The sequence below is a fragment of the Vibrio sp. V04_P4A5T148 genome (assembly GCF_963875605.1).
Taxonomy (GTDB): domain Bacteria; phylum Pseudomonadota; class Gammaproteobacteria; order Enterobacterales; family Vibrionaceae; genus Vibrio; species Vibrio anguillarum.
In genome coordinates this window covers 40,181-56,408 of the sequence record NZ_CAWNMS010000016.1, presented here as the reverse complement: position 1 = coordinate 56,408, position 16,228 = coordinate 40,181, and the positions used below count along the sequence as shown (strand labels likewise).

Below are 16,228 nucleotides of genomic sequence, written 5' to 3'. Positions count from 1 at the left end.
TCTTCGTACTAACTCTAAATAGTAGGATAGTTGAAGAGCAGACATCCTGTAGGGGCTACAGACCTTTCGGCCACGTCGGGTAGCTAAATTATTATATTTGTGATGTTTTTGTTAATCTGGGGTAAATTTACTCCTTTATTTTTTATGGATATAGGGAAATAATGAAAATAATTAATTCCAAAATTGACATAATAAAATGCGAGCAGACGACCTAATATTGTTTTCACAAGTGATGGAACTGGGGAGTTTTAGTAAAGTAGCAGAACAGAATAGCCTTACAAATTCAGTAGTTAGTAAAAGAATGGCGCGTTTAGAAGAAGAGTTAGGCGTGCAGCTATTATATCGAACTACGCGTAAATTAACTCTGACTGAAGCGGGCAAGGCACTGTTACAGGGTGCGAAAAATGTGAAGCTTGCCACTCAAGAAGCCGTCGATGCGGTGGCTGGGTTTGGTGAAAATGTCAGCGGCCACATCAAAATGTCGGTACCCACTATATCAGGCGATCTAATATTGGCCGACGCGGTTGCGGAATTTTGCAATTTACACCCCGGCTTAACGGTGGACATGTCGCTTGATAACCGTTTTGTTGATTTAGTAGAAGGAGGTTTTGACCTAGTGATCCGCACTGGTTATTTGGAAGATTCAAGCTTAATTGCGCGGCATATTTTAGACTCACAGTGGGTTGTGTGCGCTTCTCCCTCTTATATTGCGAAAAATGGAAAACCGTTAAAACCGGAAGATTTAGTCAACCACAACTGCTTTCAATATGCCTACCAAACCACAGGCGCTAGCGAGTGGGAATTTAAAGGTCGCAAAGGAAACTACATTGTCACAGTGTCGGGCTGCTTCTCTACGGATAATGCCACGGCACTGAGAAAAGCGGCTTTAGGCGGCCACGGCATTGCTTATGTACCGCGCTGTTTGGTTTATCATGATTTTCGGAACGGCCAGTTAGTGGATGTTTTCCCGGAACAAGTGGGCAAAAAATTGGGTATATACGCCGTGTATCCCTTTACTCGCCAACCCCCGAATAAAGTCCGCTTGCTGATAGAGCACATCCGTGCCCGCTATTTGACTATTTCACACTATTTTTGAGTATCAACTTATGTAAACCATGTCTCCGGTCTGTGTGAGTTTGATGTACCAGAGGGTCGAGGATCCGATGGGTGCTATTATATCCATAGCACCCTATGTAGAATTCTACATAAATTGGCAGAATGCTATTTAAGACTATCAATTCTCAATTTTTTCAAATGCGTACTTATCTTTGATATAGGTATTAAAGTACGTGCCATGGCTAGAGGTATTAAGGAAACCATTCCAAACGGGTTCGGGGACACCGTTGTATCGATAGCCACCACCATATCTGAATCGAATATCCAGGTGTTCAGAAATCGCTGAATAGCCTAAATGAGATGTCGCGGACGAAGAGGACAGGTGCTGTTCGAAAAGCGGGTAAGGTGTTAGGTTTTCGATAATCTGTGTCATGTAATCCGCTAAAATAGGTTCTGCATTATCTTTGAGGTAAGCCTCTTCCAAACCATGGCCATATGATTCATCGCGGTCAGATGTACTTACTGGGTCAGCGGGTACTGCACCAAGTGAGCGTCTTACCGCCCACATCGGCCAGTCGTTGTCGTTGGTAAATGTTTTGGCTATGTCAGTGTGTGCGTTGCCAAAAGAGCCGCCAACATGGAATGTCGGGTTTGCGATACCTAGGTAACCGAGCATTGGGTAATCACTTAGCTTCGCACCAGTAGAGTAAGTGTAGGAGTTCGATATTTCAGTGAACAATCGGTTGCCATAGAAGTTGCCTTGGGAATGAGTCACTAACAATACTCGGGTACAGTCATCCATCGTCAAATTCAGCAAATGCCTCATGTTTTGGTAATCGCCTTCATCTTGGATGGATTCAACATCTTCGACGATTTCGGTGAAGAACCAACTGAACGTACCTGCCAGATCATCAATGATGTTTAGGTTGTGACCGAGGATAAAGTTTTCGAGTAAACGGCCTTCATCCGCTCTTTTTTGTTCTTCAGTCATTTTATGAAAAGCCACTTCTGCAACTTGGACTAAAAAAGCTTCATCTACGTTATACGCAACTTGGACATTTCGATACTTTTCATATTGACCTAAGTGCTTGTCCTGAAATCTGTCTAGCGCGTCTCTATTGGATCGTGCGCCTTCAGGGCTGGTGAACATCCCATTGACATAAAAGAGCTGAAGTTTATCTACGTTATCAACACATTGGCCTTGAGCGGAAGAAACTAAAGACATCATCGTACTCAACAGTACCAAATTTGGTATATAGTTTTTCATCTAGTTTGACTCGCTATTCAATGTTTGAGGACATGGGTTCTCAGGCAAAACCAAAGCATCAAAGTCATAGTCCATGGCTTTAAATAAGCGTTCTTTACCCAAACGGTAATAGAGTGCGCGATAAATTGAGTTGGCGTACAGTTGTGCTGGGGTTTCGTCGATCCTGCCTTCCGATTGCAATTGCTGAGCACATTTCTCGAAAGCAACGATACTGTTGTATTTGGTAGTTGCGTCTTCTTTAGAGATCTCAATCGTCTCTGCCTCTTCGAGTCCCAATGTATGGAGGTCGGCATATTCTAGACTGACCGCCAGAGCCAGTTGGACAATGTCAGGGTGTTCATATTTTTCAAGCACCGATGCTTTGTAACTGTCTCTGATGCCATCGTTATCGCTATCCACACCATGAATAGTGTCTGGTGATTTAGGGTTTACGTTGGGATCTGGATCTTCAACGGGCGTTGAAGGTTCAAGGTTAAAGTCTTCGAGAAATCGCCATGTGCTGGATTCGCTTGGGTATTCGCCCTTAACCCACCACTTGGCTAGGTACACATCACCGTTGTAATTGACGACAGAGCCTCCCACATAGGCTTGTTCATGTGCATACATCGCTACATTCGTACTATCAAGATGTATCCAGCCATCCCATGAAATGTCGTTCACCTCGGGCGCTGTACCTTGGCTCCAATGAGACGCAACGAATGACTCACCGTTATGGTTGACAATGTCGCCAGTACTGTATGCGGTGTCTTTGTCCCACGACACGGACGCGAGCGCACTGGTTGATAGACTCAATCCTATGGCTAATGCAACTAACTGCTTGTTCATAATTCTTCCTTAAAAGTGATTTCAATGCCTTCTTTACAAGATGAGTAACTAACAGAGTCCAACGGTTGTTCGTATTCATCCAATAGAGAAATGGTGTCGCCGGAGTTGTTGGGCGTTACCCCGGATGGAATGGTGATGGTAGGCTGGCTTCAAGTACACTCGTGCTCTGACTTGCATCTGGTAGGAGCGAACCAACCATCGTTATTAACGGAATGTATAAACCCAATAATCGCATGGAGTACCTCACAATCTAAGATGGCGGATACTTTATGCAAACTGGTTTATCTAGCCTTAAAATTAACGTAATATTGCGAGTAATCTTGAATTATATCTTTTTTACAAATCAGTCAGTTACTTTGCGATTGTTAATCTACTCTAAGTGAGAGGTCTTTGGTGTTTTTATCGTCATTAAAACGTTCGTGTAACTGGGTGTCTAAACGGATGACTACCCGAGAACACAGTGTATTGATATTCGTGATGCAACTAATTTATCCTTGCCACTAGACTTAGACAGAAATTAATTGGAGCAAATTTCGGCTGCATCAAGTGTAACTAAAATATCAGCCAGCACGGAAAATGGTTTGGGTACTGGCTGAGTTTTCGTGGTTAAACGATTTTAGGTTGGCCGTCGGAAGCGGTAGCGCCACCATCGACGGGTAAATTGACACCATTGATAAATGATGCATCGTCACTGGCTAAAAAGGCCACTGCGGCGGCAATTTCGCTCGGTTCTGCGGCGCGTCCTAGTGCGATGCGCTCGTTAAATTTATCTCTAATCTCTTGCGACCAACCATTGGTCATATTGGTTTTAACTAAGCTTGGGCACACGGCGTTAATTCGCACGCCAGCGGCACCGTGGTCTAACGCCATGGCGCGAGTGAGGTTGACTACCGCGCCTTTACTGGCGCAGTAAAATGCTGCACCCCAGTCGCCACCTAAGCCAGAGACTGAAGCGGTGTTGACTATGGTCCCCTGTGTTTTTAGCAGTTCAGGTAAGGCAAATTTAGAGCAATACACGACGCCATCAATATTTACCGCTGATATTTTCTTCCAATCTTCAACGCTGCTTTCTAAGACGGAGCCGGGGATGTGGATGCCCGCATTGTTGACTAAAATGTCGAGCTTACCGAAGCGTGATACGGCGTTATCGATCATGGCTTTTACTTTTTTAGGATCGGAGACGTCAATCACTTGCGCCGCGACGCGTGTTGAGTCAAAAGCTTCGATGGCGGTGGCGAGCTGCTCTTCATTCCAGTCGGCCAGTACTACATTGGCCCCTTCATCATATAAACGCTGTGCTATCGCAAAGCCGATGCCGTTTGCGGCACCCGTGACTAAAGCGACTTTATGGGTTAAACCATTCATATTGTTTCTCCTTCGATATGCTCAAAAATTGGATCTCGATTTTCTTGTGTTCTGGGTAGCATCAACTTGTAGTTGTCGCTGTAATCAACGGGGATAGCGATGACAGCAGGTCCTTGAGTTTCCATGGCTTGATGCAGCATAGGCATCAGTTGATGACGTTCGGTCACGGCAAAGCCTTGCGCGCCAAATGATTCGGCATACGCTTTAAAGTCTATCGCGCCAAATTTTATTCCGGACGGGCGTTGATACTTTTTCATCTCTTGTATCTCGACCATGTTGTAGGCGTTATCGACCCAGATGATATGTACAATGTTGCATTTTAGGCGGACGGCCGTTTCTAACTCCATGCTTGATTGCATGAAGCCGCCATCACCAGAAACAGAGACCACTTTGGTACTGGGTTTAAGCAGATTTGCACCAATCGCCCAAGGTAGGGCAACGCCCATAGTTTGCTGACCATTTGAGATCAGCATTTGACGGGCGCGAAAACAGCTTAAATAGCGCGCAATCCAGATATGGAAGCTGCCCATATCCAGACACAAAGTGGTGTCTGGGGTAATAATGGATTGCATCACTTTGATTAAGGTTAATGGATGAAACCCATGCTGAGATTGACGAGTAGGGTAGGATTTTATTATCTGCCGCTGTTGTGCCACTTCCTCTAAAATCGATAAGGCTTTGGGAGAGAGGCGTGCGAAATTGGTGACACAATCGATCATATCATCCAGTGATTGAACGATATTGCCGACAATTTCCACACAAGGTTGGTAATTGAGCTGATACTCTGCTGGTTCAATGTCTAAGTGGATGATTGGGGACTGTTTTGCGTTCCAAAGCTCTGGGTCGTACTCGATGGGGTTAAAACCAATAGTGACAATCAGGTCAGCATCTTGCAGCAATACATCTCCGGGCTGATTGTTAAATAAACCTACGCGGCCAGCGAAATGGTGATAATAGTTAATATCAACTGCCCCAGCGGCTTGATAGGTTCCGACTACAGGCAGTTGAGTGGTGCGCAAAAAACGGCTGATGGCTTGAGCATTTTCAGCGCGACTGGCGTGTAAGCCGAGTAAGACGACGCAGCGCTGTGACCGCTCGATTCGGGTAATGGCTTCTTCGATCGCTTCTGGGTTGGCTTGGCTTGAATGAACATTACGTGATGGAACAATAATATCAGTGAGTGTCTGGTCGGATAACACATCTTGGGGAATGCTAACGAAACATGCCCCCGGTCGGCCTGATTCTGCCGTGCGAAAGGCATTTGCCATCACTTCGCTGGCGGCATCAACATGTTGAATTTCTGCACTGGATTTTGTGATAGAGCGGAAAATACTGACGGTATCCATACTCTGGTGCGTTTGCTTTTGTTGGTCTGCGCGTTTGACCGCGCCGCCGATAGCGACCAGCGGGTCACCTTCTGAATTGGCAGTGGCAACCCCTGAAACCAAGTTGCCACAGCCCGGGCCTGAGGTCACCATAGTGACTCCGGCTTTGCCGGTTAAACGGCCGATGACGCCGGCCATAAAGGCCGCATTGGCTTCGTGACGCACTGGGATCATTTGAATATTGGTGTCTTCAATGGCGTCAAATAACCGATCAATTTTGGCCCCCGGAATGCCAAAAATATAGCGGACACCCAAAGATTCCAGCTGTTGAGCGATTAATTGAGCGCCATTTTTAGTGGTAGGTTTTGTATTCATTTTTATACCCTTATTGTTGACTGACGTTGACACTTCTTCACGAAGTGGTGGTGCTATCTGGCGGCTTTTTTCAATTCAATTCTTTTTCTCCTGTTCAGCGCTATTTTTCCGCTTTTTCAATCGCGGTTCGGATGTCATTGGGAGCTAGGTTGGCTTTAAGGAAATCTAGCGAAGTCGGGGTATCAATTACCAAACGCGATACTTTGCCAATTTGTAAAAAGCCCGACGAAATAGAGTAGTCCTGTATGTGGCCACCGCCTTTTCTATCTTCGGTAATGAAATGTTCGTGATACCCCGGAACGTTAATACCTGTGGTGTACTGCGGGCTTCTAAAACCGGCGATAACGCCTTGTTTGAAGGTGAAATTAAATGTGGGCTGCTCTTTTACAACATCCAACATTGGGCGAAATGGGCGAGTTTGACGCGGCACGGTACGCGTTCTGACAAACTGATATAAACCGTCAATGCGTACTGCGCAGAAAATATTGTCACTGGGTACTAGATCATCAATCAGATGATGAACGTCAGTACGAGACATTTTAGAGGTGATAGGAACTTCGACATCAGGAGTGAAAAAAGTCATGACGGCGAAGGGAGTTTGCTGCGCTAAGTGTGCGGGGTTAGCCGAACCATCGGCTTTTAATTGGAAAACCTCTTTATCAAACGCGATCAGTTCACCGTCTAATTGATTGAATGTGCCCAAGCCAAAATCGCCATGTTGCAGCAGTTGTTCAACCGTTGTTGCGCCTTCATAAACGCCAGCAATCAACGCACTCATCAACGAAGTTTGGTAAATCTCTCCATCCCCCGTTACATGATGATATTCAGCAAACTCTTTCGCTACATCGAGAGAACAAGCACAAAGCGGAGTGTAGAATCCACGCATGAGAATAACCATTTATGCAATAAAGTGTATATTTAGATTGACTTCTCCACGTGGCTAAATCCAATATAAATAAGATTTATTTCTATATGGAAAAGATATGGAGTTTCGCTATCTCAAGTATTTTGTGGCGGTGGCACAAACTCGCCATTTCACACGAGCGGCTGAAGTGTTAGGTATTGCTCAACCACCGTTGAGTCAGCAGATAAAGAAATTGGAGCATGAGCTCGATACGCTGTTATTCAAGCGGTTACCACGTGGGGTAGAGCTGACCGAGGCTGGGCAAATGTTTTATGTCGATGCGGTCACCATCTTAAATGATGTGGATCGAGCGAAGGCGAAAGTAAAACAGCTGGCGCGTGGAGAAAAAAATGAAGTGCGGATGGGCTTTGCGACTTCGGTTGCGATGAATACCCAAATATTATCCCGAGTGCGGGAGATAAGGGACAGTTTTTCAAACGTGAATCTCACCGCGGTTGAGCAAGCGATGCCAGAGTTGGTTGAGCAGTTGAAAGCTAAGCAGTTGGATATAGCATTGGTGCGTTTACCTTGTTATGCCAGTGAGTCTTTAAAGCGGGTGGTTTTATTTGAAGAGCCTTTTGTCGCGGTGATCCCTTTAGGGCATCCCTTGGCTGAAAAAGATCGCCTTACTTTAGCTCAGTTAAAAAATGAGTACGTTTTGTTGTTTCCTCGTGAAACGGGGCCAGCATTGCATGATGGTATGAAAGCGCTGTTTGACGATGTGGGCATCCGTGTCGATCAACGTTTTTCGGCTCCACAGTTGAGGTCTATGGTTGCAATGGCTCAAGCAGGATTTGGCGTAGCTGTTGTGCCCCAATCACTGGCTGAACATATCGATGATTCTGCCGTGATCACTCCCATCGAGGAGATGCCTTTTAACAGCCAAATTGCGGTGCTTTGGGAAGCCAGTAACTTAAATAAGCATGTGCTTAAGGTGGTAAAGGCATTAAGTCACCAAAAATAACATCCCCAGCATGATGATACTGGGGATGAAGCGTGCCAAAGTGGTAAGGTTAATCACGCTTACTTAGCGAGTTGAATGCAAAAACTCCACTGCTTTATCGGGATAGTCCGTAAATAAACCATCCACTTTGACAGTGTTGTAGAACACATCGAGCATCCCATCAAAGCTGTCGGCATAAGGTGCAATACGATCGGGTTCTGCGCGGAAGGTATAAGGGTGAACGATTAACCCTGCGGTTTTAGCGGCTTTCATCAATGGCTTGATGATGATGTTTTCTTTGGTTGAAGCATCGTCAACCAACATAGGTTTCCACGGGCCAATGCCATCGGCGTAGGTGGCGACTTGCTTCATGCCGTTTGCTTCGAACATCCAATCATAGCTGTATGGCTGTGCTTGGTCGCCATCATAGATCATGGTCTCATTCCAATCGGTGTAGGCCATCAATTGAACCAGTTTGAGGTCCATGTTCATTGCTGGAAGCAGTTCATCATTAATGCGTTTTAGCTCGATAGGATCAAAACATTGCAAGTAAACGTTTGACTCTTGACTGTCGTAACCATATTCCTTCAACATTTTCAGTACCGCTTTACTGATGTCTTTACCTTCATGGCGGTGGAACCAAGGCGCTTTGATTTCTGGATAAATACCAATATCGTAACCGAGCGTTTTGTTCAGCCCTTGGATCAGCTCGATCTCTTCCGCTAAGGTTGGGACGGTGAAGTCTGATTTCCAAAGAGGGAAACGGTTGGGGAAACCAGCGGTTTTATTGCCTTTGTCATCGATATTAAAACCTTCAGTTACGCGCAGGCTTTTGATCTCTGCCAGCGTAAAATCGATGGCATAGTAGCGGCCATCACCACGTGCGCGGTCAGGGAAACGCTCTGCAACGTCAGTGACGCGGTCAAGGTAGTGATCGTGTAGAACCACCAATTGGTCATCCTTGGTCATCACGACATCTTGTTCAATAAAATCAGGCTTCATGCCGTAAGCAAGCGCTTTGGCTTCAAGGGTATGTTCAGGCAGATAACCGGAAGCGCCGCGATGCGCTATCACCAATGGTTCTGCTTGAACCCACGCCGAGCTAGCTAAAGTAGCCATGGAAAGTGCGAGTAGTGTCAGTTTCATATTGTTATCCTTAAAAATTCCCCCTGACGTTGCAGGGGGAGAGTTTTGATTCAAAGTGAACAGTGCGTAACGCAAATTCAACACATTTAGGTGTCAGATTTATGATGGCGTTGACGCTTTTTCTTCCGCAAGTCTGTCTTTTTCTTTATGGTGAGCACGCTCGCCAATGTAGGCATACAGCAGACAAAGGATAGAAATACCGCACGAAGCGACTAGGATCATAAAGCCGCCATCCCAACCAAAGTGGTCAACGGTGTAACCCAATACTGCATTTGCCGCTACTGCGCCGCCGAGATAACCAAACAAACCTGTTAAACCTGCTGCGGTACCTGCTGCTTTTTTCGGAGCCAGTTCCAGTGCGTATAAACCAATCAGCATTACTGGGCCATAAATTAAGAAACCAATCGCAACAAGAGCCGCCATGTCGATACCTGGGTTACCGGCAGGGTTAAACCAGTAAATGAGTACCGCAAAGGTAACAAGAACCATGAATAAGATGCCCGCAGGAGCACGACGACCTTTGAATACTTTGTCGGATATCCAACCACACAATAGCGTTCCCGGAATACCTGCCCACTCATACAAGAAGTACGCCCAAGAAGATTTATCAACGGTGAACTCTTTAGCTTCTTTCAAATAAACAGGAGCCCAGTCCAATACGCCATAACGAATGAGATATACAAAAGCGTTGGCAATAGCGATAGACCACAACAATTTGTTAGAGAAAACGTACTTAAAGAAGATTTCCTTCGCGGTCATCTCATTCTCATGAGATTTATCGTAGTCGTCTGGGTAGTCATCTTTATACTCTTCAATCGGTGGTAAACCACAAGATTGCGGCGTATCGCGCAGCGTCATCCAAATGAAAATGGCAACTAAGGTCGCAAAAAAGGCAGGAACGTAAAATGCGGCGCGCCAGTCATCGTTAAATGCCCAAAGACCAAACAAGAAAAGGGGACCAATTAAGCCACCGCCGACGTTGTGGGCTACGTTCCATACAGAAACAATTTCCCCACGTTCTTTACGTGACCACCAGTGAACCATGGTACGGCCACAAGCAGGCCAGCCCATACCTTGGAACCAACCGTTTAAGAACAGCAAAATAAACATCGCAGTAATACTGCCTGTTGCCCACGGCATAAAACCGAAACAGAACATCACTAACGCAGACATTAAAAGGCCTGCACTTAAGAAGTAGCGCGGGTTAGAGCGGTCAGAAACGCTCCCCATTAAGAATTTAGATAAGCCATAAGCAATCGATACGGCGGCAAGAGCTACCCCGAGATCACCACGGCTAAAACCTTGGTCAATCAAATAAGGCATCGCCAAACTAAAGTTCTTACGAACAAGGTAGTAGCCTGCGTAGCCGAAGAAAATACTGATGAATAACTGCCAGCGCAAGCGGCTATAAGTGCTATCGAGCCGCTCAGTAGCGAGCCTCTCGATATGCGCTTGGGGTTTAAAGATACCAAACATAGTTGACCTCATTAATGTAGTGCGATGGTTCTAAAGCTCGAACGATAAAAAATGTTTCATTCGAAAGAGAACGGCATTGTCGTGTGCAACTAAATGTATTTCTGTGACAAATGTTACAAGGGAATTAATTTACGCATAAAAACAAATGATTAGTTTTCATTTTTTCATGGTTAGTGCCATTAAATTGAGATGTAATCGTTTTCACTTTTGTTCGCGAGATGTTTGTTTTTGGTTGTTTTGTCGTCAATTAAATCGCAGATAAGGAAAGTTGGCAAAAATTGTTAAACCATGAAGTCACTCGAAACTCACTGTGAGTTCAATGATTCATATCCTTTTTGATTGGAAAGAGAGTGGCAAAATAAGCAAATAGTCCAGTATTCATACCCAGATTTGACACTGTCTATTGATAATTCTTGCTAGCTTTGATTGGCAATTCATGTGTTACAGAGTGTCGTTCTGTGGCATTGATGCTAATAATACAAAAGGAAGAATGATGAATAATTTTAATAAAGTCAGTGTATTGGGTTTGCTTTCATTGAGCGGATTGCTTTCTGCTCATGCACAAGCTCATGGTTGGGTTGAATTTCCGAGCGCGCGGCAAAATACCTGTTACCTAGATGGTGGTTTCTGGAGTAATACGATCCCTAATGCAGCATGCCAAGCGGCTTTTGATCAGTCTGGAGCTTATCCTTTTGTACAACGCAATGAAGTGGCGGCCAATGTGGCAAATTATCGTGACATGGCTCATGTTCAAGCTGTTGTTCGCGACGGCTTGTTGTGCTCCGCAGGTAGCAACGCGAAAGCAGGGTTAGATGTTGCTTCACCTCATTGGCAAAAAACGGCCGTGAATTTAGACGCTAATCAACAAATCGAATTAGTCTTTAATGCTACCGCGCCACATAACCCCTCTTATTGGGAGTTTTATCTCTCTAAACCGACTTATACCGGTGAGGCCCCATTAACTTGGGATGATCTGGATCTTATTGATACCAAAGGTAATATCACCGTGGGGACGGATAAAAAATATCGCATCAAGATTACCCTGCCCGCCGATAGAAGTGGTGATGCTGTGCTTTATACTCGCTGGCAACGTATTGATGCCGCGGGCGAAGGTTTTTATAACTGCAGTGATATTAGTTTTAGCGGTGGTGGATCAAACCCAACGGATCCGACAGACCCATCAGAACCTGCGCAGAATCTCAGCGATCTTGGTGGTTATCTTTCACAAGGTTTTGGTCCTGTTGAATCTGGCGATACGGTTCGTTTGCGTACCTTCGATGCCAATGGCAATGAAACGACCGATATCAGCTTAGCGATTTCAGCCAATAATACAGCAACGTGGCCAGCGGAAATGGCAGGTCAGTTTAACCAAGTAAAAAAAGGGGAGTGGTTTATTGGTATTTGGCACCAAGAAATGAATCACTATATGTACGATAGCCAGAATGTGTATGCTAACCGTGTGTTTGCTCCAAACGCGACTTACAGTTATCAGCTTTCTTTGCTAAAAGAGGAAACGCCACAGCCACCTGTTCCCGATAATGCTTGGAATGCGACTAAAATTTATACGTCCGGTGATGTCGTTATGCACAATCAGCAAACTTGGACCGCGCAGTGGTGGACAAAAAATGAAGAGCCCGGAACTACGGGTGAATGGGGTGTATGGCGATAGTATTAAATAGCTATAGTATCGAGTAGTAAAAAGAGGCCATGGCCTCTTTTTACTCTTTAACTCTCTGGTTTAATCATGGCTTATGAGATGAGGTTATTCACACAATTTGCCTTGTTTTGCTGGTTGGGTTAACAAGTAATCACCTTCTAAACTGCGATAGATTATCGCATTCCAAATGCTGCCATCATCCATTTCAAACTCAATGGCATAATTCACCCCGTTAACCACTTGTGAGCGGACATCGATAATGTCTTTTAATTGTGCATTGCTCTCCATTTGTGCTAAAGCGCTCTTCAACGCTTCTTTAGCTTCGTCGGTAATTTCTGTCGCTTGCCAACCTCCCGGCATCAACTCGCTTGCACAGATGGGTGACGGTACGGCATCTGTTTCCGCCACCACGGCGGTGGGCTCTAGAGCCTTAGCACTTTCTGTTTGCGTTTGTTGATCACACCCCGCTAACGCGAGCAAACCAAATAGAGGTAAAAGAAATCGTTTCATTGAGTTGTCCTTTGTTTTTAGAAAAGCAGAAAGGGTTAATCTGAGGAGTTCATATTAACAATTGTGGTGTGAGGAGTCCGTCAAGCTCTGTTAGGTGCGTGATAAATTATGATGATATTTTCTGACAATAAAACGCTATTACTATTTCTTACCAATATTGTCAGTTTTTAACCATAAATAACAAAGCCATTTCAACGTTAGGCTAGGTGTGATGCACATAAAAAACGCATTACATGACTGTGTGTTTTTATGCCTAGAAAAGTGATCAAGGTTGCAGAGTTGTAAGCTGATCGGCGATAAATTTTACAAATTGATTTCCATCAAAAAAGTGTGGTTTTTATGTGCTACTGTGCGCGCAAATAAAAACTATTACCCCGCCCTACAAAAAGGAAATCACAATGAAAAAAACACTTTGCGGCCTTGCCGTGCTTTCTGCTCTTGTTTCTACGAATGTTTTTGCCCACAAAGAAGGTGACTTTATTGTGCGTGCCGGTCTTGCCGCTGTGGTGCCCAATGATAGCAGCGATGGTATTTTAGGCTCAAATGAAGAGCTTGCTGTGGACTCAAACGTTCAGCTTGGCTTAACAATAGGCTATATGATCACCGACAATATTAGCTTTGAAGTGTTAGCGGCTACACCTTTTAGCCATACTATTTCAACCAATCTTTTGAACTTAGGTGACATTGCTGAAACAAAACATCTACCGCCAACTTTTATGTTGCAATACTACTTTGGTGAAGCGTCATCGAAATTCCGTCCTTATGTTGGAGCGGGCATTAACTACACCATGTTCTTCGATGAAGGTTTTAACAGTACGGGAAGTGGTGCAACCTTAACGGATCTCAAACTCAAAGATTCTTGGGGTTTAGCGGCCAATGCTGGTTTTGATTATATGCTCAACGAACAGTGGTTTTTGAATGCGTCAGTTTGGTATGCCGATATTGAAACTGAAGCGACTTATAAGTTTGGCGGCATTGAGCAAAAAACCGATGTGACCATTGATCCTTGGGTATTTATGATAGGCGCTGGTTATAAGTTTTAGTGGTAGCAAGGTGATTAATAGAAGGCAGCGAGCGCTGCCTTTTTCAATTTCAAGCAAAAATTATATTGATAGTTATGTGCACTATTAAATGTACATATAATTATCATTTATGTTTATCTTGTTGATATTAAATTTAATTATTATAAGAATTCTTCGAGTTATTTTGGCTATTGTCTTTTTTGTGACCATTTTATTTGACGCTCGTTTTACACTATTTTTCCGTGCTACTGGCGAGGTTGGTTTTCTTGATCCATTTTCAATGAGCGAATCATTCGCAGTCACGTCGCTGGTGGTTGATTGGATGTAAGTCGTCAGCGGATGCTAATAATAACTCTCTAGGATTGAGAAATGAAAAAAGTACAACGTCAAATGAAGTGGCTATTCCTCGCAGCCTCTATCAGCGCAGCACTACCAGTATCAGCCGCGAAAATGGTGCAGGTTGATGATCCAAGTCTACTAGAACAAGCTTTATCCATGCAGGCTCGCAGTATTGTGCCAACACAAAATGGCTTTCAGGTGGTAAAAAGCGTCACTCTACCTAATGGTAAAGTCAAAGTTCGTTACCAGCAGATGTATCATGGTTTACCGGTCTTTAATACGTCAGTCGTAGCAACGCAAACTGAGAAAGGTATCGGCCAAGTTTACGGCATGATGGCGCAGCAAATTGATTCTGATGTGGTAAGTACTTCACCACAAGTTGAACAAAAGCAAGCGGTTAGTATTGCACTTACGCATTACCAACAACAAAACCCATCACTAACGAGTGCGGATCTTGTTACAGAAAACGAGCGTGCTCAATTGATGGTGCGTTTGGACGAAAACCAAATGGCTCAAATGGTTTATTTAGTCGACTTCTTTGTTGCAACCAATGAGCCTGCACGGCCATTTTTCTTTATTGATGCGAATTCTGGTGACGTATTACAAACTTGGGAAGGGTTAAACCATGCAGAGGCGACGGGTACTGGACCTGGTGGAAATCAGAAGACAGGTTTTTATCAGTACGGAACAGATTTCCCAGGGTTAGTGATAAATAAAGTAGGCAACACCTGCAGCATGATGAATAGCGCTGTAAAAACCGTGGATATGAAGCATGCGACATCGGGTGGTTCAACGTTCAGCTATTCATGTACCGACGCGAGTAATTACAACGATTACAAAGCGATTAATGGCGCTTATTCACCGCTTAATGACGCACACTACTTTGGTAAAGTGGTGTTCGATATGTACAAAGACTGGATGAACACCACTCCATTAACCTTCCAGCTAACTATGCGTGTGCATTATGACAGCAACTATGAAAACGCCTTCTGGAACGGATCGTCCATGACCTTTGGTGATGGCCAAAATACATTTTATCCATTAGTGGATATCAACGTCAGCGCGCATGAAGTGAGCCACGGCTTTACCGAGCAGAACTCAGGGCTTGTTTACCAAAATATGTCTGGTGGTATCAATGAAGCGTTCTCTGATATTGCTGGGGAAGCGGCTGAATTTTATATGAAAGGCAGCGTTGACTGGGTGGTCGGGAGCGACATTTTCAAATCTTCCGGTGGCTTACGTTATTTTGATCAACCGTCAAAAGATGGCCGTTCTATCGATCACGCTTCTCAATACTACAATGGATTAAATGTTCACTATTCAAGTGGTGTGTTTAATCGCGCGTATTATTTGCTAGCCAACAAAGCCAATTGGTCGGTTCGTAAAGGTTTTGAAGTGTTCACCGTCGCTAACCAGTTATATTGGACAGCAAACAGTACCTTTGACCAAGGTGGATGTGGCGTCGCAAAAGCGGCACAAGACTTAGGTTATAACAAAGCGGATGTGGTTGATGCCTTTAACCAAGTGGGCGTAAATGCTAGCTGTGGCGTAGTGCCTCCAACGGAGAATGTGCTAGAAAAAGGCAAACCAGTAATAGGGTTACAAGGTACGCGAAGCTCCGAAGCCTTCTATACCTTTACGGTCGCAAGCTCAACCAGCGCTAAAGTTTCGATTAGTTTGGGCTCAGGTGATGCTGATTTGTATGTCAAAGCCGGCAGCAAACCAACCACTTCTTCGTGGGATTGTCGCCCTTACAAATCGGGCAACAATGAACAGTGCACAATTTCTGCAACACCAGGAACCACCTATCATGTGATGCTCAAAGGCTATAGTAACTACAGTGGTGTAACGTTAAGACTGGATTAATCATCTTTATTGATTAAATTTAAAGGGGCACGAGTCGGTGCCCCTTTGTTATGTAGGAGGGTATTCAACGATAGGTTGTTCAACAACCACGGTGTTTGTTTCTAGTCTTTTCTTGCCAGCTTCTCCACCTCCACAAATTCGCCTTGTCTTAA

General features: G+C 44.6%; 14 protein-coding genes. 6 read left to right on the top strand and 8 right to left on the bottom strand.

What is annotated here, in order from left to right; all coding sequences use genetic code 11:
- Positions 1 to 196: 196 nt before the first annotated feature.
- Positions 197 to 1,096, top strand: coding sequence for a LysR family transcriptional regulator (locus AACT18_RS00835; protein ID WP_094143124.1), 900 nt, complete (start codon positions 197 to 199; stop codon positions 1,094 to 1,096).
- A gap of 138 nt (positions 1,097 to 1,234) precedes the next feature.
- Here AACT18_RS00835 and AACT18_RS00830 read toward each other — a convergent pair whose 3' ends face one another.
- From AACT18_RS00830 to budA, 5 genes are all read right to left on the bottom strand, one after another.
- The gene (locus tag AACT18_RS00830) at positions 1,235 to 2,323 is read right to left on the bottom strand and encodes a KTSC domain-containing protein (RefSeq protein ID WP_094143122.1); all 1,089 of its coding nucleotides are present in this window, start codon (positions 2,321 to 2,323) and stop codon (positions 1,235 to 1,237) included.
- Positions 2,324 to 3,148, bottom strand: coding sequence for a carbohydrate-binding protein (locus tag AACT18_RS00825; RefSeq protein WP_094123718.1), 825 nt, complete (start codon positions 3,146 to 3,148; stop codon positions 2,324 to 2,326).
- Between the two features lie 606 nt (positions 3,149 to 3,754).
- The gene (locus tag AACT18_RS00820; protein ID WP_013868131.1) at positions 3,755 to 4,513 is read right to left on the bottom strand and encodes an SDR family NAD(P)-dependent oxidoreductase; all 759 of its coding nucleotides are present in this window, start codon (positions 4,511 to 4,513) and stop codon (positions 3,755 to 3,757) included.
- Entirely contained in the window at positions 4,510 to 6,213 is a 1,704-nt protein-coding gene (gene alsS, locus AACT18_RS00815; protein ID WP_094125893.1) for an acetolactate synthase AlsS, read from the bottom strand. Before alsS ends, AACT18_RS00820 begins: the two co-directional genes overlap by 4 nt.
- A 100-nt stretch (positions 6,214 to 6,313) precedes the next feature.
- Positions 6,314 to 7,111 (bottom strand): acetolactate decarboxylase, encoded by a 798-nt coding sequence (gene budA, locus AACT18_RS00810; protein WP_017045955.1) that lies wholly within the window; start codon positions 7,109 to 7,111, stop codon positions 6,314 to 6,316.
- Positions 7,112 to 7,196: 85 nt separating this feature from the next.
- Here budA and AACT18_RS00805 point away from each other — a divergent pair, with 85 nt between their 5' ends.
- Complete coding sequence (locus AACT18_RS00805; protein ID WP_094124838.1) at positions 7,197 to 8,081, top strand: LysR family transcriptional regulator; 885 nt, start codon at positions 7,197 to 7,199, stop codon at positions 8,079 to 8,081.
- Between the two features lie 63 nt (positions 8,082 to 8,144).
- On the opposite strand, the gene glpQ is transcribed toward AACT18_RS00805, so the two are convergent.
- Positions 8,145 to 9,206: a glycerophosphodiester phosphodiesterase gene (gene glpQ, locus AACT18_RS00800; protein WP_088733536.1), complete on the bottom strand. Its 1,062-nt coding sequence runs from the start codon at positions 9,204 to 9,206 to the stop codon at positions 8,145 to 8,147.
- Positions 9,207 to 9,305: 99 nt separating this feature from the next.
- Positions 9,306 to 10,682, bottom strand: a complete 1,377-nt coding sequence (gene glpT, locus AACT18_RS00795; RefSeq protein ID WP_026029046.1) for a glycerol-3-phosphate transporter — start codon at positions 10,680 to 10,682, stop codon at positions 9,306 to 9,308.
- 493 nt (positions 10,683 to 11,175) lie between these two features.
- Here glpT and AACT18_RS00790 point away from each other — a divergent pair, with 493 nt between their 5' ends.
- Positions 11,176 to 12,351 (top strand): lytic polysaccharide monooxygenase, encoded by a 1,176-nt coding sequence (locus AACT18_RS00790; protein ID WP_094125092.1) that lies wholly within the window; start codon positions 11,176 to 11,178, stop codon positions 12,349 to 12,351.
- Between the two features lie 93 nt (positions 12,352 to 12,444).
- Here AACT18_RS00790 and AACT18_RS00785 read toward each other — a convergent pair whose 3' ends face one another.
- On the bottom strand, positions 12,445 to 12,849 hold the full coding sequence (locus tag AACT18_RS00785) for a cystatin domain-containing protein (protein ID WP_094125091.1): 405 nt from the start codon (positions 12,847 to 12,849) through the stop codon (positions 12,445 to 12,447).
- 398 nt (positions 12,850 to 13,247) lie between these two features.
- On the opposite strand from AACT18_RS00785, the gene ompW reads away from it, so the two are divergent.
- From ompW to empA, 3 genes are all read left to right on the top strand, one after another.
- Entirely contained in the window at positions 13,248 to 13,892 is a 645-nt protein-coding gene (gene ompW / locus AACT18_RS00780; RefSeq protein ID WP_047687768.1) for an outer membrane protein OmpW, read from the top strand.
- A gap of 163 nt (positions 13,893 to 14,055) precedes the next feature.
- Positions 14,056 to 14,199 (top strand): hypothetical protein, encoded by a 144-nt coding sequence (locus AACT18_RS00775; protein WP_017044236.1) that lies wholly within the window; start codon positions 14,056 to 14,058, stop codon positions 14,197 to 14,199.
- Between the two features lie 41 nt (positions 14,200 to 14,240).
- A complete protein-coding gene (gene empA, locus AACT18_RS00770) occupies positions 14,241 to 16,076 on the top strand; it encodes a zinc metalloprotease EmpA (RefSeq protein WP_094124860.1) in 1,836 nt (611 codons plus the stop codon).
- The last annotated feature ends 152 nt before the right edge of the window (positions 16,077 to 16,228 follow it).